At 54.7% G+C, this 24,147-nt stretch carries 21 protein-coding genes and 1 pseudogene; 15 read left to right on the top strand and 7 right to left on the bottom strand.

Going from position 1 to position 24,147, the window contains the following annotated elements; all coding sequences use genetic code 11:
- Positions 1-147: 147 nt before the first annotated feature.
- The 5 genes from BLV85_RS10195 to xseA all read right to left on the bottom strand — a co-directional run bounded on the left by BLV85_RS10195 (position 148) and on the right by xseA (position 3,935).
- A complete protein-coding gene (locus BLV85_RS10195) occupies positions 148-621 on the bottom strand; it encodes a disulfide bond formation protein B (protein WP_245725171.1) in 474 nt (157 codons plus the stop codon).
- 65 nt (positions 622-686) lie between these two features.
- Entirely contained in the window at positions 687-1,874 is a 1,188-nt protein-coding gene (locus BLV85_RS10190) for a THUMP domain-containing class I SAM-dependent RNA methyltransferase (RefSeq protein WP_090414869.1), read from the bottom strand.
- Between the two features lie 75 nt (positions 1,875-1,949).
- A complete protein-coding gene (locus tag BLV85_RS10185) occupies positions 1,950-2,138 on the bottom strand; it encodes a hypothetical protein (RefSeq protein WP_090414868.1) in 189 nt (62 codons plus the stop codon).
- Positions 2,139-2,174: 36 nt separating this feature from the next.
- Positions 2,175-2,555 (bottom strand): DUF423 domain-containing protein, encoded by a 381-nt coding sequence (locus BLV85_RS10180; RefSeq protein ID WP_090414867.1) that lies wholly within the window; start codon positions 2,553-2,555, stop codon positions 2,175-2,177.
- A gap of 36 nt (positions 2,556-2,591) precedes the next feature.
- Positions 2,592-3,935 carry an exodeoxyribonuclease VII large subunit gene (xseA, locus tag BLV85_RS10175; RefSeq protein WP_425433805.1) on the bottom strand — a complete coding sequence of 448 codons (1,344 nt, stop codon included), beginning with the start codon at positions 3,933-3,935 and terminating at the stop codon, positions 2,592-2,594.
- 42 nt (positions 3,936-3,977) lie between these two features.
- Here xseA and BLV85_RS15260 point away from each other — a divergent pair, with 42 nt between their 5' ends.
- The 6 genes from BLV85_RS15260 (at position 3,978) to BLV85_RS10150 (ending at position 11,195) form a co-directional block, all read left to right on the top strand.
- On the top strand, positions 3,978-4,115 hold the full coding sequence (locus BLV85_RS15260) for a hypothetical protein (RefSeq protein WP_176974010.1): 138 nt from the start codon (positions 3,978-3,980) through the stop codon (positions 4,113-4,115).
- A gap of 1,472 nt (positions 4,116-5,587) precedes the next feature.
- Positions 5,588-6,196, top strand: a complete 609-nt coding sequence (locus tag BLV85_RS10170; RefSeq protein WP_090414870.1) for a MotA/TolQ/ExbB proton channel family protein — start codon at positions 5,588-5,590, stop codon at positions 6,194-6,196.
- A gap of 53 nt (positions 6,197-6,249) precedes the next feature.
- The gene (gene hpnA / locus BLV85_RS10165) at positions 6,250-7,305 is read left to right on the top strand and encodes a hopanoid-associated sugar epimerase (protein ID WP_090414865.1); all 1,056 of its coding nucleotides are present in this window, start codon (positions 6,250-6,252) and stop codon (positions 7,303-7,305) included.
- Between the two features lie 304 nt (positions 7,306-7,609).
- Positions 7,610-8,353, top strand: a complete 744-nt coding sequence (locus BLV85_RS10160; protein WP_245725170.1) for an MlaA family lipoprotein — start codon at positions 7,610-7,612, stop codon at positions 8,351-8,353.
- A 236-nt stretch (positions 8,354-8,589) separates the two neighbouring features.
- On the top strand, positions 8,590-10,470 hold the full coding sequence (gene shc, locus BLV85_RS10155) for a squalene--hopene cyclase (RefSeq protein WP_245725172.1): 1,881 nt from the start codon (positions 8,590-8,592) through the stop codon (positions 10,468-10,470).
- Positions 10,467-11,195 carry a phosphorylase family protein gene (locus BLV85_RS10150; protein ID WP_090414862.1) on the top strand — a complete coding sequence of 243 codons (729 nt, stop codon included), beginning with the start codon at positions 10,467-10,469 and terminating at the stop codon, positions 11,193-11,195. Before shc ends, BLV85_RS10150 begins: the two co-directional genes overlap by 4 nt.
- 61 nt (positions 11,196-11,256) lie before the next feature.
- On the opposite strand, the gene BLV85_RS10145 is transcribed toward BLV85_RS10150, so the two are convergent.
- Positions 11,257-12,432: a class I SAM-dependent methyltransferase gene (locus BLV85_RS10145; protein WP_090414861.1), complete on the bottom strand. Its 1,176-nt coding sequence runs from the start codon at positions 12,430-12,432 to the stop codon at positions 11,257-11,259.
- A 75-nt stretch (positions 12,433-12,507) separates the two neighbouring features.
- Between BLV85_RS10145 and BLV85_RS10140 the strand changes: the two genes are divergently transcribed.
- A complete protein-coding gene (locus tag BLV85_RS10140) occupies positions 12,508-13,248 on the top strand; it encodes a pteridine reductase (protein ID WP_090414860.1) in 741 nt (246 codons plus the stop codon).
- A 106-nt stretch (positions 13,249-13,354) separates the two neighbouring features.
- Here BLV85_RS10140 and BLV85_RS10135 read toward each other — a convergent pair whose 3' ends face one another.
- Positions 13,355-14,629 (bottom strand): flavin-containing monooxygenase, encoded by a 1,275-nt coding sequence (locus tag BLV85_RS10135; RefSeq protein WP_090414859.1) that lies wholly within the window; start codon positions 14,627-14,629, stop codon positions 13,355-13,357.
- 826 nt (positions 14,630-15,455) lie between these two features.
- Between BLV85_RS10135 and BLV85_RS10120 the strand changes: the two genes are divergently transcribed.
- From BLV85_RS10120 to BLV85_RS10085, 8 genes and pseudogenes are all read left to right on the top strand, one after another.
- The gene (locus BLV85_RS10120; protein ID WP_090414855.1) at positions 15,456-16,943 is read left to right on the top strand and encodes a class I SAM-dependent DNA methyltransferase; all 1,488 of its coding nucleotides are present in this window, start codon (positions 15,456-15,458) and stop codon (positions 16,941-16,943) included.
- The gene (locus tag BLV85_RS10115) at positions 16,940-18,172 is read left to right on the top strand and encodes a restriction endonuclease subunit S (RefSeq protein WP_090414853.1); all 1,233 of its coding nucleotides are present in this window, start codon (positions 16,940-16,942) and stop codon (positions 18,170-18,172) included. The genes BLV85_RS10120 and BLV85_RS10115 overlap by 4 nt, the downstream gene beginning before the upstream one ends.
- A complete protein-coding gene (gene rhuM / locus BLV85_RS10110) occupies positions 18,169-18,468 on the top strand; it encodes a RhuM family protein (protein ID WP_090414852.1) in 300 nt (99 codons plus the stop codon). The genes BLV85_RS10115 and rhuM overlap by 4 nt, the downstream gene beginning before the upstream one ends.
- Positions 18,465-19,919 carry an ATP-binding protein gene (locus BLV85_RS10105; protein ID WP_090414850.1) on the top strand — a complete coding sequence of 485 codons (1,455 nt, stop codon included), beginning with the start codon at positions 18,465-18,467 and terminating at the stop codon, positions 19,917-19,919. The genes rhuM and BLV85_RS10105 overlap by 4 nt, the downstream gene beginning before the upstream one ends.
- A gap of 170 nt (positions 19,920-20,089) precedes the next feature.
- Positions 20,090-21,782, top strand: a pseudogene (locus tag BLV85_RS10100) (type I restriction endonuclease subunit R).
- 155 nt (positions 21,783-21,937) lie between these two features.
- Positions 21,938-22,300: a group I truncated hemoglobin gene (locus BLV85_RS10095; RefSeq protein WP_090414849.1), complete on the top strand. Its 363-nt coding sequence runs from the start codon at positions 21,938-21,940 to the stop codon at positions 22,298-22,300.
- 72 nt (positions 22,301-22,372) lie between these two features.
- Positions 22,373-23,380, top strand: a complete 1,008-nt coding sequence (locus tag BLV85_RS10090) for a catalase family peroxidase (RefSeq protein WP_090414848.1) — start codon at positions 22,373-22,375, stop codon at positions 23,378-23,380.
- A gap of 89 nt (positions 23,381-23,469) precedes the next feature.
- Complete coding sequence (locus BLV85_RS10085) at positions 23,470-24,060, top strand: ATP-binding protein (RefSeq protein ID WP_090414846.1); 591 nt, start codon at positions 23,470-23,472, stop codon at positions 24,058-24,060.
- The last annotated feature ends 87 nt before the right edge of the window (positions 24,061-24,147 follow it).

Below are 24,147 nucleotides of genomic sequence, written 5' to 3'. Positions count from 1 at the left end.
TCAATGAAACCTTGGCAAAGTCGTTTCGCTGGACTTATATTGGCAAACCTTTGCTCGTATAGGTTATCGGATATATTTCGGATGCTGGGTACTAGGAGGCTGCCCGATAATTATTCCGGTTGCATTGATCCGCACGGATTGCAATTTCTATCTGGCCCGCCAGAGAGCAGCCGCCACGACGCTCACTGTCAGAAACGCGATCAGTGACCAGTCGGGAATGGTGAGCGACAGTAATTGCCAGGAATTGTCCGCGCAATCGCCATTGGCTTCAAACATGTCCGGCCACCATTGGGCGAGCGGCAGCGCGTTCAGGAAAGCTTCTTCGGGGCTGATGCCACATTCGAACGATTCAGGAAAACGCACCAGCCACGCCTGGCGTCCCGCGACTGCCGCGCCCGTTATGGCAAACAGCATGATCAGTCCGCTATAGAGCCGCCGCCCCAATTGCTGTGGCGAGTGCAGGAAGGCAAGCAGTGCGGTCAGACCGATTAGCCAGTAGGCGATGCGCTGAATCACACATAGCGGGCATGGCAGCAAATCATCGCTGTATTGCAGGGAGACGGCATAACCGACCAGTCCGGCACAAGCCAGGAAAATGCATAAAAATACGATTCTCATCATGAGCCACTGATCATCCAGGCATTGAATTGGGGGGAGCTGGCACTTGGCATAACGCCATATTTTCCTCAGCGGTAAGCGTCGCCATGTGGCAGCGGTGTTTGGGCTGGCTTTTCCTTGCGCATGCTGCCAGCGATTAGTTTGTATTCAAGCAGGCGGCACTCCAGCGCGCCGTTGAACAGCGGCGTGCGGCGTGAGGGGGTCAGGCGGATCAGTTTGGCAAGCATGGGATCCGCTGTCAAAAAATATGCGCGCCAGCCGCTGAATCGCTTTTTCAGGACATCGCCCAGTTTGGGATAAAGTTCGGCGAGCGCCTGCTGTTCGCCGATACGCACCCCATAGGGCGGATTGGAGACCAGGATGCCTGTTTCTGCCGGAGCCGAAATTTCCAGCATATTGGCTTGCTTGAGACTGACGCAGTCGATCATTCCCGCCGCAGTGAAATTTTCGCGCGCATCCGCCAGCGCGTTGCCGTATAAATCGCTGCCGTAAAGAGAACGGAACACGCGGGGCAATTGACGTGCCGCTGCCGCTTTTTGCAGTTTTTGCCATGACGCCAGGTCAAGGTGTCTCATTTTCTCGAAAGCAAACTGCCGTCCGCTGCCGGGCGCGATTTGGCAAGCGATTTGTGCGGCCTCCAGCAACAATGTGCCACTGCCGCACATTGGATCAAGCAGCGGTATGCCGGGTTGCCAACCAGTCAGTGCCAGTATGCCGGCGGCCAGATTTTCGCGCAAAGGGGCTTCGCCATGGGTTTTGCGTAAGCCGCGCTTGAACAGGGCTTCGCCCGAGGTGTCCAGGTAGAGCGTAAACTGCCGGGCATCGAGAAAGCCATGGATGCGCATATCAGGCGTGGCGGTATCGACGCTGGGACGGCTGCCACAGGCTTGGCGGAATTTGTCGCAGATCGCATCCTTGATTCTGAGCGTGACAAAATCCAGGCTGCGCAGCGGGCATTTGATCGCCGCCAGATTCACGCGTATCGACTGCTGTGGTGCAAACCATTTTGGCCAGGGGAGGGCATGCGTCATCTGGTAGATATCGTTTTCGCTGCGGTACTGGCCTTTGGCCACCCGCCACAGGATGCGGCTGGCGATGCGGCTTTCCAGATTGGCGCGGTAGCAGGCGAGCCAATCTCCCTGGAAGGCCACGCCACCTTGCAGGATCTGGATAGCCGCGGCATTCAGCTCTGTCAGCTCGGCGGCCAATGCCGCTTCCAGTCCACGCGGGCAGGGTGCAAAAAAATATTCGGTCATGTTGTGCGCAGAACGGAGACAAACAAGTCTTGATTAAGCTTCATCAGTCGGATGGCAATGCCAGCCGGATTATGGTCAGCGGATAGCGATTGTAATATCGGCTGGCATAGCGGCACGTGTCGCATGCCTGTCCGCGCCATCCATCCATCCATCCATCCAGCCGGCACGCAAGTATGACTGCTTGGCAGGCAGCCAGGGAGATTGCCCCCGGTTTTGGAAAAAGCAGTGCGTATTGGCGTATTGACCTGCATCATGCAACAGCATGATCGCTCCAAACAGCTTCCATGGGGCTGAAAGCAGTTACCCCTGCTTGTTTTTCCAGACAGCGTAGGTGAACAGCAGCCAGGCACCCATGTAAGAAAGGCCGCCCAGCGGCGCGACCATGCCCAGCCCCCGTATCCCTGTCAGACTGATGACGTAAAGCGTGCCGGAAAAAAACAGGATGCCCATGCACATCAGGATGCCCGAGAGTTTCAGCGTGCGTGCCGTTGGCAGGCGCTCCAGTGTCAGCCCGACCAGGATCAACCCCAGCGCATGATAGAAATGGTATTGCACACCGGTCTGAAAGTTGGCGAGCATGTCGGGCGTTAACATGGCTTTCAAGCCATGTGCACCCATTGCGCCCAGCGCGACACACAGAAATGCGTTGAATGTACCCAGCGCTAGAAAAATTCTGGACATTGCAGGTCAAGCTCCTAGTTGATGGTAAAAAAGAAGTTATTCCCCGGTTTCAGAAACCTGGGCTTTGGCCCAGCCCTGGGCAAAGATGACGCGTATGCCATCACCCTTATCGATCTGCCGGTGGTCATGCAGAATCTCGCCGTTCGCAGTATAGGCGATACTGTAGCCACGCGCCAGTACCGCTTCCGGATCGAGGTGAGCCAAGTGCTTGTGCAACCGCGAGAGATCGAAGGTCAGTTTCTCGAGCTTGTATGCCATGGTGCGTTGTAGCCGTGCGGCCAATTCCTGTTGCCGTTCGGTCCGCAGCGGGATATCGGGTTTTCTTGTGCCCAGGCGTCGCTTGAGGGTATCGATGTACCATTTGCGTGTTTCCTGTTGGCTGTTCCAGGCACGAAACAGTCGGTCGCCGATCTGTTTGAGATGGACCTGTTTGCTGAGCAGCCGTTCTCCTGGATGGACCAGGCGGTGGGCAAGCAGATCGGTCGCCTGCATGCGGCGTTCGAGGCTGCGTTGCATGGCCTGCTGAAAGCGATGCTGCCATTGCTGCAGGCGATGCAGCAGCTCATGCCGATCCGGGGATGCCAGCTGGGCCGCGCCGGTCGGTGTCGGCGCGCGCGCATCTGCGACAAAATCGGCAATTGTGAAATCGGTTTCATGCCCGATGCCGGTGACGACCGGGATCGGGCTGGTGGCGATGGCACGTGCCACGATTTCCTCGTTGAAGGCCCATAAATCCTCGATCGAGCCCCCGCCGCGGCAAAGGATCAACAGATCGCATTCGGCGCGCCGGACCGCAATTTGCAGCGCAGCTGCAATATGGTTGGCTGCGCTTTCGCCTTGTACGGGCGCGGGGTAAATAACGACCGGCAGCGACGGCATCCGGCGGCGCAATGTAGTGAGCACATCCCGCAAGGCAGCGGTGTTGGGTGATGTGACAATACCAATTTGCCGGGGGTAGGGCGGGAGTGGTCGTTTACGTTCGGCAGCAAACAGCCCTTCTTGCTGAAATTTGTGTTTGAGCCGCTCGAACGCTTCGAACAATGCGCCCAGGCCGGCCCGGCGAAGCAGCTCGACTGACAGCTGAAATTCGCCGCGCGCTTCATACAGGGTCACCAGCACTTGTGCTTCCACTTGCATGCCGTCCTGGGGAAGCCAATCCAGGTAGATATTTTTATGGCGGAACATCACGCAGCGAACTTGGGCGTTTTCATCCTTGAGCGAAAAATACCAATGTCCTGATGGGTAACGCTTGAGGTTGGAAATTTCCCCGCTGACCCACAGCAGTGGGAATGTCTGTTCAAGCATTGCGCGAGCATTGCGGTTTAATTCACTGACAGACCATAAGGTTTTCTTTTGCAGATATTCGGGATTCAGATTCATCTTGACAATTTGAAATCATCCACAACTTTTGAGGAGGGATGCATGGTGACTGGAAAAGCTCAAAAGGAACAGCGGGTTACATTTATGTTGTTGTTTTTAAAAAATTTATTGGCTGGCCTAAAAATTAGGCAATCTAAAAAAGAATGTGTCAGCCGGGGTACTTATTTGGCTTTTCCATGATTTATTCACAAAGTTATCCACAGGAATTGTGAATAAACGCTATTTGACCAGAAATGGCGCCAAATAGGAACATGTCAACTGGCGCAGTTAGCCCGCACATGCGTGCGATCCTGCGGTGCTGGTCAAACCCATGGCAGGCAAGCATGCCGCAGCAGCCGATTGCAACTTCCGAATGCTTTTTCAGAAATTGCATGCGCTGTGCTACTTGATATGCTGTTGTGCCGTAATCTTTTTCGGGAATAGGGGAAAGAGCTCACGATTTCGCTTGACATTTGAAAATCATCCACAGTTCGGCGCAAAGCATCGGCAACTTATTGAAAGTTGCCGATGGAGCAAGGTTTTATTTTATCTTATTGTTCTTAAAGCAATTTGTTAAGGGTTAAAAATTACGCAGCCCAGAAAACTTCAAGTTATCAGGGATACTTAACCCGCTTATTCATATTTTATGCACAAAGTTATCCACAAAAAATGTGTATAACCTCTTATTCATCAAAAAAGGAGCGGGTCGTATGAAATTCAGGGTACTCGCTCGCCGGTAATTTAGTACATCAACCTATTTTGCAAAGCGCCGGTTGCTGCCGCCGAATGCATGCGGGATGCATATTTTATGCACAATCTCTCGGTGTATGGAATCTCTACATGGTAACGCTGTGCCTGGCAATCTGCGCGGACTGGCTTGTACGCTGGTCTCAGAGAGTTATTCACATTCTTTGTGGATAACTTTGTGCATAAATCATGGATAAACAGGCTAAATACGCTTATACAATGATGATTCCATTGTTGCTCATTTTTTGGGCAGAATAAAATGTATTTATAACAATAAGTTATTGTAGGGCGCGGGGGGGCTGTTAGCTGGCCTGCAAATAAGGCATTCAGTCGCGTAATTGTGGATGATTCCAAATGTCAAGTGGGGGATGCAGGGCAATCTGGTTTCAGGATGCGTCAGCACGTTTGATGTGCGCCGGTCGCCGCATCCAACGGACCAAGGCTATCCAGATAACTTCCCCTGGTCCATGGCAACGGAAAAGCTTGCTAAAATAATATAGCTTCAACGTGTTCGCCTGGATGACTGATCTGTCATCAGGTTTAATTTTCTTAGTGAACGGGCGTTTTGCCACTTGACATTTAAAAATCATCCACAATTTGGTGGAAGCACCCGGCAATCATGATAAAAGTTTCTTCTGGAACAGTGATTTGCAGCAAGTGTTTGTTTTGTAACAATTACTAGATTAGCCTAGAAATTGAGCAGACCGGAAAACATGATGTCTGCAAGGGCACTTAGGCCGCTTATTCATGTTCTATGCACAAAGTTATCCACAGAATTTGTGCATAATCTTCCGCAACCGATTTGACCGGGTTTTTTCAAAATCAATCGAAACCCATCGGCATCATATCGTGGTAACTGGCAGGTTGAGCAATGCTTGCCGCTGTTGCACAATATGCCGCAGCTTTTTATTCAGGGAGACTCAAGCGTGTTTTCAATCATTCAGGCAGCAGGCTGGCCAATTTGGCCGATCATATTGGCCTCCATCGTGGCGTTAGGCATTATCGGCGAGCGTTTATGGAGTTTGCGGATGGGGAAAGTTTCTCCCCGGGATTTGCTTCCTCGGGTTTTGCAGGAATATCGGCGATCTGGTGTGCATCCTGACATGTTGAGCCGCTTGCAGGAACACTCTCCTCTGGGTCAGGTATTGGTGGCCGGGATGAGAAATATCGACAGCTCACGGGAAGTCATGAAGGAGTCGATCGAAGAGGCGGGGCGCGTGGTTGCGCATGAATTGGACCGATATCTCACCACACTTGGCACAATTGCCTCGCTCAGTCCACTCATGGGGTTATTTGGCACGTTGATCGGAATGATCGAGATATTCGGATCGGGCACCCCGACCGGGGGCAATCCGGTACAACTTGCGCATGGAATTTCTGTAGCATTGTATAATGCCGCGTTCGGCATTCTTGTGGCTATTCCGAGCATGATTTTCTATCGCTATTTCCGGGCTAAAGTCGATGCACTCGTGCTGGAAATGGAATTGCAAGCCTTGAAACTGGTTGAGGTTGTGCATGGCGAGCGGCGTATTTGATCTGATCCTGGATGACCAAGCTTTGCCTGCCATGCACAAAGATGAACAACTAATTGGAACGTTCCTCAATTTTTACAGCCGCTGACGCCTCCTCCGAAACAGCCGTCCGCCCAGGCTGTTCCCTCGTGACCGGAGGAGGCGGTTTTATTGGCGCGCATCTGGTCAGGCTGCTTCTGGCGCAAGGTGAGCGGGTAAAAGTGCTCGAGCTCGATGAAGTGCCTGTACCCACCGGCGCGGAAATCGTCCGTGGTTCGGTGGATGATTCTGTTGTAGTGCGCCAGGCGATGCAGGGTGTGCAAAAAGTCTATCACTTGGCGGCTTATACGCATTTATGGGCGCCTGACAAACGTATTTTCCGGCAAACCAATTATGATGGCACTTGTACGGTACTGCGCGAAGCTGCACGGGCCGAAGTGGAGGTCGTGGTACATACCTCGACCGAAGCGGTATTGACCGGTCATAAGGATTGGGATCAGCAGGATGAGGCTTCCATCATGCAAAGGTTGCGGGTCATGCCTGGATTATACTGCCACTCGAAATTATTGGCCGAGCAGGCAGCTCTGGAGGCCAGCCGTAACGGACTGGCGGTGGTGGTGGTGTCACCATCCTTGCCGATTGGGCCGGGTGATTGGGGCTTGACCCCGCCCACGCGCATGATTATGAACTTTCTGAATCAGGAAGTGCCCGCGTATCTTGATTGCTGGCTCAATCTGGTGGATGTGCGCGACGTGGCGCAAGGGCATATTTCGGCTGCAGAACGGGGCCGTTCAGGCACGCGTTACCTGCTGGGCCATGAAAACCTGCTGCTGAGTCAGCTGCTGCAGATGATCGAAGAGATTACCGGGCTGGCGATGCCTACCCGCAAGGTTCCCTACTGGTTGGCTTTGGCGGCCGGCGCGGTGCAGGAGTGGATCGCCGATTATGTGACCGGTACGCCTCCCATGGCGCCGTTGGCGGGTGTTCGTCTGGCGGGACGTCAAGCCCGTTTTGCCAGTGATCAGGCTGTTCATGAGCTGGGTCTCGGGCAAAGTCCGGTCCGGCAGGCATTGATCGACGAGATTGCCTGGCTGGTGGAAAAGGGGCATGTTAAGCGATCCTTCTCCTTGTGAAAGGAATGTGCGTTTTTTTGTATATTCCATAATTCTGCGATCCGCTAATGGCCGCTGAATGTCATGACGAGAGTGCTGCGATGAATAGAACAAGTTGTTTGGTATGTGAGGGCGGCGGTATCGCTATGCTCAAGGTGGCATGGTTTGGCCGGCCGCATAAAATATTTTGTGGCATTAGTGTTCCTGGAAATCGCATCATCCGGCTTACCCGATTGAGCACACCAGAATAGACATTCCATTTTGGCAGTAGGAAAATTTTGCTTTGGATAGTACATTCAGTTTCTTAAAATGCATCGTCCTCTGTTTGGCGCTGATCACTGCAGGATGTGCTGCACTACCCAATGAAGGACGTCAACTCGATGCGCATGATCCCTATGAACGTTTCAACCGGGGCGCCTACCGTTTCACCGATGAAATCGACCGCCGATTTCTTGAACCGATCGCCGATGTTTATTTGGAGCGTGTGCCGGAAGCAGTGCAACGGCCGGTCAACAATTTCTACCGTAATCTTTCCTATCCAGCGGTCGCCTTGAACAGCTTTCTGCAAGGCAAGGTGCGTCAGGGATTCTCGGATCTGTTCCGGTTTCTGATCAACTCCACAATTGGCGTTTTCGGACTGGCGGATATGGCAGGGCATATGGGCTTGCAGGAAAACAACGAGGATTTCGGGCAAACGCTGGCGGTCTGGGGTGTAAACAGTGGGCCTTATATTTTTGTACCTGCTTATGGTCCGAGCACACGCCGTGACCTGGCGGACATTCCGGCCAGTTTTTTCTCGGATGGCTTGTTTTATCTGGCTTTTGCGTTGAGTGGGCCGGTATTGATTCCATTGGCTGTATTGCGGGTGGTCGATAAACGTGCTGCGCTCTCGGGGCCGATGAAAATTCGTGATCAGACAGCGCTGGATCCCTATCTGTTCGTGCGCGAGGCCTTCTTGCAGCAGCGTGAATATTTGATCCATGACGGAGATCTTCCGGCCGAACATTATAATGATCTGTTGTTCGATGACTTCTTGATAGAAGACGAAGAAAACAACGCTACTCCCTGAAGAGAGGGGTGGGTATTGTGATTTGCATACGGTTCTAATAAAAAACCACGATTCAGCACGCAATTGCGTTACCGTATTCGCAGTAAACAAAATATTTTAATAATGGGTTGAATAGGATTCTGCGACTTATGTCTAGCTTGTCACAACAAATTTGTCATTCCAAGGTGGAAAAATCTGCAATAAACGGTCAGTCATCCATGGCGGATGAAAATCCGTACCACAGCCACGCGCTTGCGATGCTGGATGATGCCATCGCCAATGCACGCAACGCCATCGGCGCACTGCAACAGGCAGACGGGCACTGGTGTCTGCCGTTGGAGGCAGACTGTACCATTCCTGCTGAATATATCCTCATGATGCATTTCATGGATGAACTCGATGACATCCTGGAACGCAAACTGGCTAACTTCATCCGCGCGCAGCAGGTGTCGGAGGGGCATGGTGGCTGGGCACTCTACTATGGCGGCGGTTTCGATATCAGCTGCAGTGTCAAATCCTACTATGCCCTGAAACTGGCGGGCGATTCGCCGGATGCCGCGCATATGATACAAGCCCGGAATGCCATTCTCGAATATGGCGGCGCAGCCCGAGCCAATGTATTTACTCGTCTAATGCTTGCCATGTTCAGGCAAATCCCGTGGCGGGGCGTGCCTTTCGTGCCGGCCGAGCTCATGATGCTGCCTCGCTGGTTTCCCTTTCATCTGAGCAAGGTGGCTTATTGGTCACGCACGGTCATGGTGCCGCTGTCGATTTTGTGCACCTTGAAAGCCAAGGCGGCCAATCCCCGCAATGTGCATGTGCGCGAATTATTCACGGTCGATCCCGATCAGGAAAGAAACTACTTCCCAGTACGCACGCCGCTTAATCGCTTGTTTTTATATTTGGAGCGATTCGGTTCAATGCTGGAGCCCCTCATTCCGTCATTCGTCCGGCGCAAGGCGGTACGAATGGCCGAGCAATGGACAATCGAGCGCTTGAACGGAAAAGATGGCCTGGGGGCGATCTTTCCCGCCATGGTCAATGCCTACGAAGCCCTGGCCTTGCTGGGTTATCCGTATGATCATCCCTATCGCCAGCAATGCCGCCAGGCATTACGGGATTTGCTGGTGGATGAAGGCGAGCGCGCCTGGTGCCAACCCTGCGTCTCGCCGGTTTGGGATACGGTGCTGACCTGCCTGGCTTTGCAGGAGGATCAGCAGGCTGATCAGGCAGTCATACGCCGGGCACTCGACTGGCTCGTTCCACTGCAGGTGCTGGATGAACCGGGTGACTGGCGCGACAGCCAGCCATCATTACCGGGCGGTGGCTGGGCATTCCAATACGCCAATCCGCATTACCCCGATCTGGATGACACAGCCGCTGCTGCCTGGGCATTGCGGCAGGCAAACGTAGAGACCTACCAGGAGAGTATCACGCGGGCAGCAGACTGGCTGGCGGGCATGCAGTCGAGCAATGGCGGTTTCGCTGCATTCGATATCGATAATACTTATTACTATCTGAACGAGCTGCCTTTTGCCGATCATGGCGCGCTGCTGGATCCCCCTTCGAGCGATGTGACTGCCCGTTGTGTCGGTTTTCTCGCCATGCATGGCGATCCACGGCATCAGGCGGTGGTCAAACGGGGATTGGATTACCTGTTCAGTGAGCAGGAGGCAAACGGTGCCTGGTTTGGACGCTGGGGCAGCAATTATATTTACGGTACCTGGTCTGTTCTGGAAGCGCTGCGCCTGGCGCGCATCGACACCAATCATGCTGCCATACGCCGGGCAGTGCAATGGTTGACATCTGTGCAGCGCTCCGACGGCGGATGGGGCGAAAGCAATGATAGCTACCTCGATCCGCAGTTGGCTGGGCAGGCCGTAGCCAGCACGTCTTTCCAGACAGCCTGGGCCTTGCTCGGGCTAATGGCGGCAGGCGAAACCGATAGCCCGGCTGTACGCCGTGGCATCGATTATCTGTTGCGCACGCAAACCAGCGCCGGTATATGGGAAGAACCCTGGTTCACCGCACCCGGCTTCCCCAGAGTGTTCTATCTGAAATACCACGGCTATTCCAAGTTTTTCCCGCTGTGGGCACTGGCCAGATACCGCGCCTCGCTCAGTCAAACGGTTGCATGAGCCGGGTAGGCATCATCGTGGCAATGCAGGCGGAAGCCCGGTGCATTACGGCGCAACGCCTGCCGTTTGATCAGAGCCTGCCCCTGCGCGAGAATTTCTTCATCAGAATAAGCGGCATGGGGGGCGTGGCTGCGCAGCGTGCAGCCGCTGCCTTGCATGGCGAGCAGCACATGGACGCATTGATCAGCTTTGGTGTGGCAGGGGCCTTGCAGGAGGATTTGCAATCGGGCGACCTTGTCCTGCCGGACTCGATCGTCGGTGATCGGATCTATCCGACCGATGTCGATTGGCGCATGAGAGTCGAACAATGCCTGCCTGTTGGCGCTGGCATCAGGGTTGTCAACAGAGCCGTGGCCCACAGCAGGCAGGTACAATCCACAGCGGCCGGAAAGCGTGCCTTGGCGGCCGCAACCCATGCCTGTGCGGTCGATATGGAAAGCAGTGCGATCGCAGCAGTGGCGGCCGATGCCGGAATCCCGTTTATTGCTGTCCGCGCGATTACCGACCCCGTGCAAATTTCCCCGCCTGCTGCCTTGATGGGTGCGCTGCAACCCGATGGCAGTGTGCATTTTGCGCGCCTGATGGCTTTGCTGCTGAAGCGCTCGGTTGGCCTGGGCGAGCTGCTGCGCCTGGCGCCTGGCATGCGGGCCGCCTGCGCCACGTTGAAGTCGGTGATCCGGCATGCGGAAACAGAATTGGGGCGTCCGCCCAGACCGGCTGCCTGAACCGGGAAGGGATGTTGCATGATCGTCATGCATTCATCAGGCAGGCATGGGGCATTTACTGCTATAGCATGCGCCGCAAATTGCCGCTGACAAACCCGCGCAAAGGTATCTCGATAGACTTGCCCAGGGCCATGACCTTGAACAACTCGCCCATTTCCGCCGGGCTCACCAGGCGTTGAACCTGGTTGGCCAGCGGCAGGTAGCTGCCGGCGTGATCCGCGGGCATGCGCGCCAGCAAATCCGTAATTCCACAATTGATCAAAAAGTGCGCCTGGGTGGTGTAACCCATCAGCGTCAATCCCGATGCCAGCGCCGATCCGGCTACCGCGCTGAAGTCGACGTGACTGGTCAAATCCTGCAATCCTGGTAAAAAGAAGGGGTCATCATGGGCATGATGCCGATAGTGACACATGAGCGTACCCTGGCGGCGTTGTGGGTGGTAATACTCACTTTTGCCAAAGCCATAGTCGATCAGCAACATCACGCCTTGCTGCAACCGCTCCGCCAGGGTGCGAATGAAACGGCGGTTAGCGAGGCTGATTTCGCTTAGATAGCGATTGTCCGCCTGTCTGTCCTCGCTTGCGGCAGGCGGCAGTTCGCGTGCAATTTCGTGCAATTCACCGGCTGTCAATGGCCGCGCCTGCCATGCAAAATTCTGATCGTGCCAGATCACGCCCTGCTCGAAAATCTGCCCATCCTGCCAGACGACCAGATGCACCGGCATGGCATCAAGCACTTCATTGGCCACGATTACGCCAGTGAATTGTGCCGGCAGTGTGGTGAGCCAGCGTACGCGGGTGGCCAGATGGGGAATTTTCTGTTCGATCAGAGCGCGCTGCCGCTGCTGCAATTCGGCGCTGACATCAAGAATTTCATAGCGGGTCGGCAGGCAATCCAGCCGTTCCAGTTCAGTGAGCATCTCGACAGCCAGCTTGCCGGAGCCGGCGCCAAACTCGAGTATCGATCCTTGCGGCATGAGCGCCAGCACCTGGGCAGCCTGGTGTGCAAGTGTCTGGCCGAATAACGGAGAAATTTCTGGCGCGGTGACAAAATCACCCGGCGCGCCAAATTTGGCCGCGCCCCCAGTGTAGTAGCCCATTCCAGGCGCATACAGAACGGTATCCATATAATCGGCAAAGGTTATCCAGCCACCTGCATGCTGAATCTGTTCACATAAGGTGGCTTTCAGGGTATCGCTGTAGGCACGCGCCAGCGGATCGGGCAAGGGTAAATTCACGAATGTTGTTCCGGTAATCAAAAATTATATGGTAGATTGTAGACCAAAAGCGCGGCGCAAGCAGGGAGGAGGGGTGTGGAAGACAAAGTGGTATTGATAACTGGTGGTGCCCGAAGAGTGGGGGCCGCAATTTGCCGCTGGCTGCACCAGCGAGGTGCCAGGCTCGTGATTCATCACCGGGCTTCGCACGCCGCGGCAGATACGCTGCAGCAAGAACTTGAACAGGCACGCCCGGGATCGATTGCCGTGCTGCAGGCGGATTTGCTTGAAATGTCCAGCATCCCTGCGCTGGTCGATGCTGCCGTGCAGCAGTTTGGCCGCCTGGACGCATTGATCAACAACGCATCCAGTTTTTTCGCAACGCCAATAGAAGCCTGCTCGGAGCAGGCCTGGCATGATCTGATCGGCAGCAATCTCAAAGCACCATTATTCCTTGCCCAGGCCGCAACGCCGCATCTAAGGAAACAACGAGGCTGCATCGTCAATATTGTCGATATTCATGTTGAGCACCCACTCAAGCACTACATCCTCTACAACGCCGCCAAGGGAGGGCTCGCGGCCCTGACCCGTTCGCTGGCAGTCGACCTCGCACCGGAAATTCGCGTTAACGGCGTGTCTCCCGGCCCAATTCTGTGGCCGGAAACAGGCGAGTGGCAGGACCAAACAGTGCGCGACCATATCATCTCCAGAACCTTGCTCCAACGCATGGGCGAACCCGACGACATTGCCCGCACGGTGCATTTTCTGATCCATGATGCACCCTATATCACTGGGCAGATCATTGCAGTTGACGGCGGGCGAAGCATCCATTTGTAGCTTGAAATCTCGATAAGCATAGATAACGCCGCGCATGGATGTCATCGCATCGCGCAATATATTTTTCGCCCATGTTGCCTTTAAATCCGGAAGCACCAGATTGCGCCTATGCCGGTGACCGGGTCAATTTGAGCAATTGCTGCCTGTAGCGGTGATAATGCACTTCTAGCGCATGACGAGGATGGAGAATAAATTGCTGCTGCCAATATTTCCCTTCCGCGATCGCCAGTTCTCGCCAGTTTGATGGCAGTTGTATGCGGTGGGTCAATAATTGCGCAATCAGTTGGCTCTGTAAATCGGTGAGTGGCCAAATTGCCCCCTGCGGCTGTATCAGGCCAACGAAAAATAGACTCGGATGATCCGGATGAAAGATTCTCAGATAAAGCGGAATCTGCGTAGCCTGTTCCCAATCGATCAATGCCCGGTCAAAAAAGGGAAAGCTGATTTTATACCCTGTTGCAGCAATGACGACCTCGTAATCGGCGGCCGAACCGTCGACAAAATGCACCCTCTGGCCGGAAATTTTCTCGATCCCCGGGCGGGGATGGACTTTGCCATGCCGGATCCTATCGAACAAAGTCGAATTGATCGTGGGATGCGCCCTGGCTGGAGGAAAATCGGGTTCTGGCAAGGCGTAGTCACGATAGCGCCCGATCTGGATCCGCAAGCTGAGCTTCTGCAGCCAGTTCTGGACCACCTGGGGCAGCCAGTGAAAAGAAGCGGCGAAGGCATCAGTCGGGCGGCCCATGATAAATTTGGGAATAATATATTGCGCCGACCGCAGACTGATATCGACCCGGGCCGCGACACGGCTGGATTCCACCGCGCAATCGCAGCCCGAGTTGCCCGCGCCGACCATTAATACCCGCTTTCCCTCCAGTCCCTGGCTGGTTTTGAAATCATGCGCATGCATATATTTCCCGGCAAAGTGATGTTGCCAGTCCGGATGGCGAGGCACGGAATGATGACCATTGGCGACGAGCAGGTAATCAAACTCCGGCCGGGTGCCGTCATCCAGATATAGGCGCCAGCGCTCGTTTTCAATTTTCTCTACACGCAGCACCGTCGTATTGAATCGAATGAAGGTATTCAGCTGGAAATGGCGCGCATAGGCCTGGAAATAAGCCAGTATCTGCTGGTGACTGGGATAATCGGGATAGTCGTCCGGCATCGGAAAATCGTTGAGCTGGGACATCGCTTTACTGGAAATAATATGGGTCGCCTCGCTCACACTGCTATGGCCAGGTGCCGCTGAATAGACCCAGTTTCCACCGATCTGGCTGTTTTTTTCATAGCAGACGATATCGGTCAAACCGGCTTCAGCCAGATTCTTGATCGCGGTCAGGCCCGAACAGCCTGCGCCGATGATTGCAATTTTCATTTGACGCCTTCTTTGGCCATTGCAAGCGATGTGATGATCAGGAGGCTGTCCGAGAACAGACTGATCTACTGCGGACGAACCTGCCAGGCTGGATTTTTCGATCCTTTTCGTTGAATAGAACCACTATTCACCTCAAATGATCGAAAAATCCCGCTCAGGCAGCTTTGTCCTCGCTACGATCGCTATTCTCGGACAGCCTCCTAGCCAAATGGCCGTTTTATTGGAACCATCCATTCTAATCCACCCCAATCATTCCATCCAAATGTCTTTACATTCTGGCCTGATAGTTTATGATCCCCCCGCTGCCATGGCGCAGCGCAGCGCAACGCTGCTGCGGCCATCCAGAATGTTGGCAACGGCTCCAAAAGCTGATTTTGGGTAGGCATATCGGCTTTCTAGCGCGGCGTCGCCTGTCAGGTGAGCATTGCTCTTGCGCTATCATTAGAAGACCGGGGAGCAGGCTAAATCGATCGATCAACATCGAGCAGGAGAAAGTGTGAAGCCTTGGGTTGCATGAAATTTTTTGACGCAATGTATCGCCTCAATTACCCTGTGCGCTCGAGTGTCAATTAAATTGATTCGGTAAAAAGTGTACACAGCGAGATTGTTGCTCAAGAAGATCATCATTATTGCTTCATCACATGGCTTCACAATCTTCTGCATCCTGTTGAAATCATTAAAGGGCTTTGCATTGAGCCGTTCAGCATTGGCCGCCAAACATGTTCTGGCTCTATCAACGAGGAATTCGCAACGAGCCCAGATGTTAACCCGGCACTGCCAACACCGGCGCAAGTGCAAGCGTATTAACGTAACCACAGGAATCTGAATGTTCGAGCAAACATTCCGCAACATCGACGACGTGCTCTGGAAGGAGGCCGGTTGTGCCACCGAGCTGGACTACACCGAGCAGTCCTCGTGGATGCTGTTTCTCAAGTACCTGGACGACCTGGAGTACGAGCGTGCCCAGGCAGCTGAGCTGGTGGGCAAATCGTATGCCTACATCATCGACGAGCCCTACCGCTGGTCGGCCTGGGCCGCGCCGAAAACCGCCGATAGCCAGTTCGACCACGACACGGCGCTGACCGGCGCCGATCTGATTGCTTTCGTCAATGGCGAGCTGTTCCCCTATCTGCAGGGTTTCCGGGATCGCGCCACCGGGCCGGACACCATCGAGTACAAGATCGGGGAGATCTTCAGCGAGATCCGCAACAAGTTCGCCAGCGGCTACAGCCTGCGGGATGCGCTGGAGCTGATCGACGGCCTGAGCTTCCGCTCGCAGAAGGAAAAGCACGAACTCTCGCACCTGTACGAGGCCAAGATCCGCAACATGGGCAATGCCGGGCGCAACGGCGGTGAGTACTACACACCCCGGCCCTTGATTCGCGCCATGATTAAAGTGATCAAACCAAAGATAGGCGAGCGCATTTATGATGCCGCGGCCGGTTCGGCGGGCTTTCTGTGCGAAGCCCACGATTACCTGCGCTACGGGGCGGACGGCCAAGGTGATGGCAAGCGCGACGGCAGCCACCTGTCCACCAGCGACCTGGAGATCCTCCAGACCCGCACCTTCTACGCCAAGGAGAAGAAGAGCCTGCCCTATGTGATCGGGATCATGAACATGATCCTGCATGGCATCGAGGCGCCCAACATCGTCCACACCAACAGCCTCACCGAGAACCTATCCGACATCCAGGAGAAGGACCGCTTCGACGTGATCCTGGCCAATCCGCCCTTTGGCGGCAAGGAACGCAAGGAGGTTCAGCAGAATTTCCCCATCAAGACCGGCGAGACAGCCTTCCTGTTCCTGCAGCACTTCATCAAGTACCTGAAGGCCGGTGGCCGGGCCGCCATCGTCATCAAGAACACTTTCCTGTCCAACAGCGACAACGCCTCCCGGGCACTGCGCAAGGAGCTGCTGCAGAGCTGCAACCTGCACACCATCCTCGACTGCCCGGGCGGCACCTTCCTCGGTGCTGGTGTGAAGACCGTGGTGCTGTTCTTCGAGAAGGGCGCGCCGACCCGGAAGATTTGGACCTACCAGCTCGATCCCGGCCGCAGCCTGGGCAAGACCAATCCGCTCAATGATAACGACCTCAAGGACTTCGTCGCCCGCCAGGCCAACTTCGAGGACTCGGAGAACTCCTGGACGGTAGAAGTCAACGACATCGACCCGGACAGCGTCGATCTGTCGGCGAAGAATCCCAGCAAGGCCAAAGCCGCACCCCTGCGTGATCCCGAGGTGATCATCAACGAGATCGAGACGCTGGACAGGGAGAGCGAGGAGATCCTGGAAGGGATTCGGGGGATACTATGAGGGTGGATTGGGCATTTAAACCGCTTGGTGAGATTTGCAATGTAGTGGGCGGCGGTACGCCTTCAAAACACAATCCCGCGTTCTATGAAGGTGACATCCCTTGGGCCACTGTTCGCGATATGAGAGACGAGATTCTAAGCCGTACGGAGTTTAAAATCTCGCCTGAAGCCGTTAAGAGCAGTGCGACGAATGTCATTCCCTTAGGAAACGTCGTTATCGCAACGAGGGTAGGCCTCGGCAAAGTCTGCTTGCTAAGCCAAGCCACAGCGATCAACCAGGATCTCCGGGGCATCATTCCGAAGTCCAAAAACCTCGATGTGCGGTTCCTGTTTCGCTGGCTCCAGAGTGTATCCCACATCATTGAGGCCGAAGGGACTGGCACCACGGTCAAAGGTGTCAAGCTACCATTCGTTAAGTCACTAAAGATGCCATTGCCGCCCCTTCCCGAACAAAAACGCATCGTCACCATCCTCGATGAAGCCTTCGCGGGAATTGCCACCGCAGTCGCCAACACCGAAAAGAACCTCGCCAATGCGCGGGAGTTGTTTGAGAGTTATTTGAATTCGGTATTCAGCCAGCGTGGTGAGGGGTGGGTCGATCTAACCTTAAAGGAAGTCTGCAAGGATTACGGGCGAGGAAAGTCAAAGCATAGACCGCGAAATGATCCAAAACTCTACGGTGGCGCATATCCATTTATTCAGACTGGAGATGTGCGAAACAGCGATCATCTGATTAGGGAGTACTCGGTCACATATAATGAAGTTGGTCTGGCACAAAGCAAACTTTGGCCGAAAGGGACCATCTGCATCACCATTGCCGCGAATATTGCTGAAACCGGAATTCTCGATTTTGATGCTTGTTTTCCTGACAGTATTATCGGACTGGTTGTAGATGAAGCCAAGGCATCCAGCGCCTATGTTGAGTTTCTCTTGCAATCGGTTAGAAGCATTCTGAAAGCGAAGGGAAAGGGTAGTGCGCAAGACAATATTAACCTTGCAACCTTTGAGAACGAGAAGTTTCCCTTTCCGTCTCTGGAAATGCAGCTGGCAATCGCGGGGAGTCTTCAAGAGATCAGATCGGCTGTCAGGCAGCTTGAGTTCATCTACCAACAGAAACTAAATGCATTAGCCGAACTCAAACAATCCCTCCTGCAAAAAGCCTTCTCCGGTGAACTCACCGCAGACAAGGACACATCCGATGTAATCCGCAAGGTGGAGGAAGTCGCATGACCGCTGAAGCCCAAAGTCCCATTGTAATCCACGGGGAAGCCAACAAGACCATCGAAGTGCGGCTGGGTACAGAAAAATCAATGGTCTGGTTGGCCCAGCGCCAGGCCCAGCGCAATCTCAAGCACTACATATTTGATATCAATATTCCCGTGAGTTATCGCATCAATTCCCTTCACGCCATACGTTTCCACCAGTGGGCCATCTACATTCTGCTCAAACATCTGGCCCAGGTTTGGATTCTGAACCGCCAGCACATTCAGACCGATGCCCGCGAACGGGAAGTTCGCTGCATATGAGCCACCAACGCGACATTGATTTGGTCAATGAGTTGCTGTCCCAGGGGGCAGAAACTGACTGGCTGGAGTTCAAACGCGACAATGTCGAGCCGGACACCATTGGAGTGCGCTGCTCGGCGCTGGCCAACGCGGCGCGCCTTGCCGGCAAGGATATGGCCTACATGCTGTGGGGAATTGATAATGCCACTGTGAGCGTGGCGGGAACCCGCTTCAACCCCGATACCCAGAAGGCCCATGGTCAGGAACTGGCTTTCTGGCTGGCGCAGCAGTTGCAACCAAGTATCCCTTTTCAATTCAGAAGCGTCGAACATCCGGCTGGGCCTGTCGTCATACTGGACATCCCCGCTGCCACTTCGGCGCCGGTCACCTTCAAGAATATCCCCTACATTCGCATTGGTAGTGCAACACCCAAGCTGACTAATTATCCGGAACGCTACCAGCAGCTCATCGAGAAGCTGCGACCCTATACTTGGGAGCACGCGATTGCGAGACAATACGTCAGCGGCGACGAAGTGCTGACGCTGATCGACTACAGCAGTTACTTCAAACTGACCAAGCAACCGCTACCGGATAACAGGACAGGTATTTTCGACAAGCTCAGCGCAGAGCGATTAATCGTTCGGGATGTTTCTGACAAGTGGAACATTACCAACCTCGGGGCCATTCTGTTTGCATCCGATCTGAGCCAGTTCGACAGTGCACTTGCACGCAAGGCGGTCCGCTTCATCGCGTATGCTGGCAAGAACCGTGCTGCAGGCGTCAGTCATCGGATCGACGGCAAGAAGGGCTATGCCGTTGGCTTCGAGGGGTTGATCGAATTCATCAACGGTATGCTGCCGAAGAACGAGCATATCGACTCGGCGTTACGCACCGAACAGCCGCTGTTCCCCATCCTGGCGGTGCGCGAGCTGATTGCCAATGCCTTGATCCATCAGGACATGACTATCACTGGCGCTGGTCCGCAGATAGAGGTGTTTGCCGATCGCATGGAAATCACAAACCCTGGTAAGCCGCTGGTACCGGCAGACCGCATGATCGACCTGCCGCCACGTTCGCGCAATGAAGCTCTGGCGGCGCTGATGCGGCGCATGGGTATGTGCGAGGAACAGGGCAGTGGATTAGACAAGGTGATTGCCGCCGTAGAGCTGTACCAGTTGCCACCGCCGTTGTTCCGGGAAGAGGGCGGCGCCATGCAGGTGGTACTCTACGGCCCCAGAACTTTTGCTCAGATGACGCCGGATGAACGTATTCGCGCCTGTTACCATCATGCCGTGCTCCGCTTCCTGAGCGGGGAACGGATGAAAAACGCCAGCTTGTGCGAGCGCTTTGGTATTGACCTCAAGAATGCGGCTCAAACGTCTTCGGTGATCAAAAAAGCATTCGAGAAGGGTCTGGTCAGGGTAGCAGACCCGGAGCACCCCCGGGCTGGTTATGTTCCCTGGTGGGCTTGATTTCTTGATTGGGTTTTGATTATTCGGGGCCGATAGTCGCAAGAAAATATAAAATACTATATTAATCAATTGCATATTGTTGTTTTTCAGGTTTTATTTTCTTGATTGGGTTTTGATTGGTTCACCCCATTTATCTAAAACAATGCTGACATTATAAAAGCAAGGACATTATGAACGAAGCCGAAACCCGCGCCGAGCTGATCGACTCTGCGTTGAAGAACGCGGGCTGGGGCGTGGTGAAAGCCAGCCGGGTGCGGCGTGAAGTGATCACTTTGGGTCGGCTGCAGGGTGCCGGCAAACGAGCAAAGCAGGACATCGTCGACTATGTGTTGATCTATCGTGGTCAGAAGCTCGCGGTGGTCGAGGCCAAGAGGCGCAGCCTGTCCATGACCGTGGGGCTGGGACAGGCCAAGCGCTACGCCGAGCACCTGCAAACCCGTTTTGCCTATGCCACCAATGGCGATGGCATTTACTGTATCGATATGCACACGGGCGCCGAGGAGGAGGTGGCGGGCTACCCCTCGCCGGATGAATTGTGGGCTAAAACCTTCGGCGGTGAGGCCGATGTGGCAAATCGCTGGCGCGAGCGCTTCGGTGCCGTGCCGTTCGAGGACAAGGGCGGTTTCTGGCAGGCACGCTATTACCAGCACAATGCCATCAATCAGGCCCTGGAAGCCATCGCTGCCGGGCGCGAGCGCATTTTGCTGACCTTGGCCACCGGCACTGGCAAAACGGCTATCGCTTTCCAGATTTCCTGGAAGCTGTTTCATGCCCGCTGGAGCTTGGCGGCGCGCGCGACGGGTGAGGCGTTGCGGCAGCCGCGTATCTTGTTTCTGGCCGACCGCAACATTCTGGCCAATCAGGCCTTCAACGATTTCTCTGCCTTCCCCGAAGATGCACTGGTGCGTATCGACCCCGAAACAATTCGCAGCAGGGGCCGGGTGCCGAAGAACGGCAACGTGTTTTTCACCATCTTTCAGACCTTCATGACTGGGCGTGATGCCGAGGGCAACCCGGTGCCGAATTTCGGTGGCTACCCGCCCGATTTCTTCGATTTCATTGTCATTGATGAATGCCATCGTGGCGGGGCCAACGACGAGAGCAATTGGCGCGGCATCCTCGATCTACGATTTTGTCAAAGCCTACGAGCATTTCAACGACCCGGAATGGGACGGCGAGCCACTGGCGCCAGAGCCGATCGAGCTCCGCCCGGCGGTGGATGGATTGGACGCCACCGCTCCCTCGGAAAACCCCGGCGACGCCGAGACCGTAGATGAGCCAACACGCCCCAGAAAGCTGAAGATCAAACTGGCCGACGGCAAGGAACGCACCATCCAGCACATGAGTGCCACCAGCTTCTGGAGCCCGGACGGCAAACCGATCTCCGCTGCCGAGTTCATCCAGCGCCTGTACGGCGAGCTGCCCGCGCTGTTCAGGGACGAAGACGAGTTGCGCCGCCTGTGGGGCCGCCCGGACACGCGCAGCAAGCTGCTGGAAGGGCTGGAGGAAAAAGGTTACGGCGTGCAACAGCTGGCCGAAGTAGGCAAGCTGATCGAGGCCGAGCACAGCGATCTGTACGATGTACTGGCCTACATTGCATTCAACCAGGCACCGGTGACCCGCGCCGAGCGGGCGGCATCACACCGGGAAGCAATCCTCCGGGGCCACGACTGTCAGCAACAGGAATTTCTGCGCTTCGTGCTCTATCACTACGTGGCGCGTGGCGTGGGCGAGCTGGACACGGACAAGCTCCCGAAACTGATTGCACTGAAGTACCACAGCCTGAACGATGCAGTGCAAGAACTTGGCCCAGCTGGAAATATTCGCGAAGTATTCGTGGAATTTCAGCAGCATCTGTACTGAAGTGCGTTCGGATGCGGCCCGCATATATTCAGCGATCGATGTGTGTGAAATAACAAGCATTCCCTGGCCGCATATTCCATTTCCCCTCTTTCCTTAACGACGTATTTGCTTTATTTTATTTAGACGCGACAAATACTATTCAGAGGAGAAGCACCATGTCCGAAACCACGCTTTACGAGCGGCTGGGCGGCGAGGAACGTATCCGGGCGCTCGCTACGACCATTTTCGATAAACATCGGAATAACGGGACTGTCCAGACACGCTACGCGGCCAGTGATCGGGATGATGTCATCCGTCTGGTAACCGAGTTTATCTGCGCGGGTACGGGCGGACCACAGACATACACCGGGCGCGATATGCTGACGGCCCACCGTGGCATGAATATCAGCGAGGAAGAGTTTGTTGCCGTGCTTGACGACATCATGGAAGCGCTGGATGCGCACAATGTCGGCCAGCGCGAGAAAGAAGAGCTGTTGATGATCTCGTATTCTCTCAAGCCTGAGATTGTTCGGGTCTGAATGGCCTGATTGATGTGATGGGTGGCCATTCCAGAGCCGTGACCGATTGATTTAGCCTCGAAAGGAGCAGATATGTTTGTTCAGAAACAGCATTTATCAGGTTGGATGATAGCTGGGTTCCTGCTGCCCGCTACCCCTTTTTGCCTGGCAGCGGAGCAGGCCGTTACGGCTGAACAGGTGGTCACCGCAATGGAACGCGCCTTTGGCGTACATCCGGGTGAACGCCGTAATCACATCAAGGGCACCTGCGCAGCGGGTGAATTTGTGGGTTTGCCCAGCGCGCGCGATTATACTCGTTCTCCGTTGTTTTCAAGCAAGCCTCTGCCGGTGGTGGCGCGTTTTTCTTTGCCTGGTGGCAATCCCAAAATACCGGATACTGCCAGGACACCACGCGGCCTGGCATTGCAGATCAGGCTGCCTGATGGCAGCCTGCAGCATATGACCATGCTCAACACACCGGTTTTTGGCGCGGCGACGCCTCAGACTTTCTTGAATGCTATTGTCGCCAAGCAACCGGACCCAGCCACCGGCAAACCCGATCCGGATAAAATCAAGCGATTCCGGGCAAATCATCCCGACAGCTTGCCGCAGACCGATTTCCTGGCCAGTCACAACCCGCCGGTCAGCTGGAGCAACAGTAGCTACTTCGGTATTCATGCCTTTAAATTCATTAATGATGCGCATCAGTCAACCCTGGTTCGCTGGCGCTTTGTGCCGCAGGATGGCGAGAAACGGCTATCCGACGACGAAATCGACCGCCTGCCGCCGGATTTTCTGGAGCAAAAGCTGATTGAACGGGTCAGGCTCGGCCCGGTTCGCTGGGACATGATTCTGACGATTGGCCAACCCGGTGATCCTGAGGACAATCCAACCTTGTCATGGCCCGAAGATCGAGAAACACTCAAGATCGGTACATTGACCATCACCTCAGCGACGCCGCAGAAAGGCGCGGCATGTGAAAAAATCAATTTCGATCCGCTGGTGATGACTGATGGCATCGCACCGGCCAATGACCCGATCCTGTTGTTCCGTTCATCCGCCTACGCGATTTCATCCGGGAAACGGCTTGGCGGAGACTGATATAGCGATCAAGCAGGATGAGCAGGCTCAAGGGCTATGGATTGAGCACCGAGCTTTGAGCATTTTTGGGCATATACAGGACGATCGTCATGGCTGTTTCAGCATTACCAGTAGATCAGCGCGTCATTGACATCGATTCAAGGCGATTCGCTTCGATCGAGAAAGCGCTGGTGGAGCTCATTACCAACAGTGATGACAGTTATTCGCGCCTTGAGCATGCTGGCCCGCTCATCAGCGACAAAATCATTATCAGTTATGAGCGGCACCAGAATGGTGCACTGTTGACGGTGTGCGACCATGCCGAGGGCATGTCGTTTCCACAAATCCATGCGGTGTTGTCTTATGGCGGCGCGCATAGCCAAATGGCCCGTGGCGAGGCGGGTGGCAGGGGGTTCTTTGGGCGCGGCTTGAAGCAGGCCATCTATGGGCTGGGATATGGCTGGATTGAATCGGTGCAGGCGGGCATGCTCAGCAGGGTGGACTTGTTTCGTGCCGAAGATGGCCAGTACCTGTTTGAGGATTGGGATCAGGACAGGCCGGCCGAGGCGCAAGATTATTCGCGCCTCGGCATACCGCTAGACAGCAACGGCACGCGAGTGCATATCGTGGTGGATAACCCGCAAACCAATATTCCTTACTTCGCCTCTCTGGTGACTGCCATCACGAATAATATTTATTAGTCCGAAGTAAGGTTAAAACCACCGCCTTTAAGGCGGTAAGATTTATCTTTTAAAATTTTGGACGTACCATGATGCTAAAAGTAGGGG

This window comes from Nitrosomonas halophila (assembly GCF_900107165.1).
Taxonomy (GTDB): domain Bacteria; phylum Pseudomonadota; class Gammaproteobacteria; order Burkholderiales; family Nitrosomonadaceae; genus Nitrosomonas; species Nitrosomonas halophila.
The sequence above is the reverse complement of the archived record's forward strand: the minus strand, read 5'-3'. Positions and strand labels throughout refer to the sequence as shown.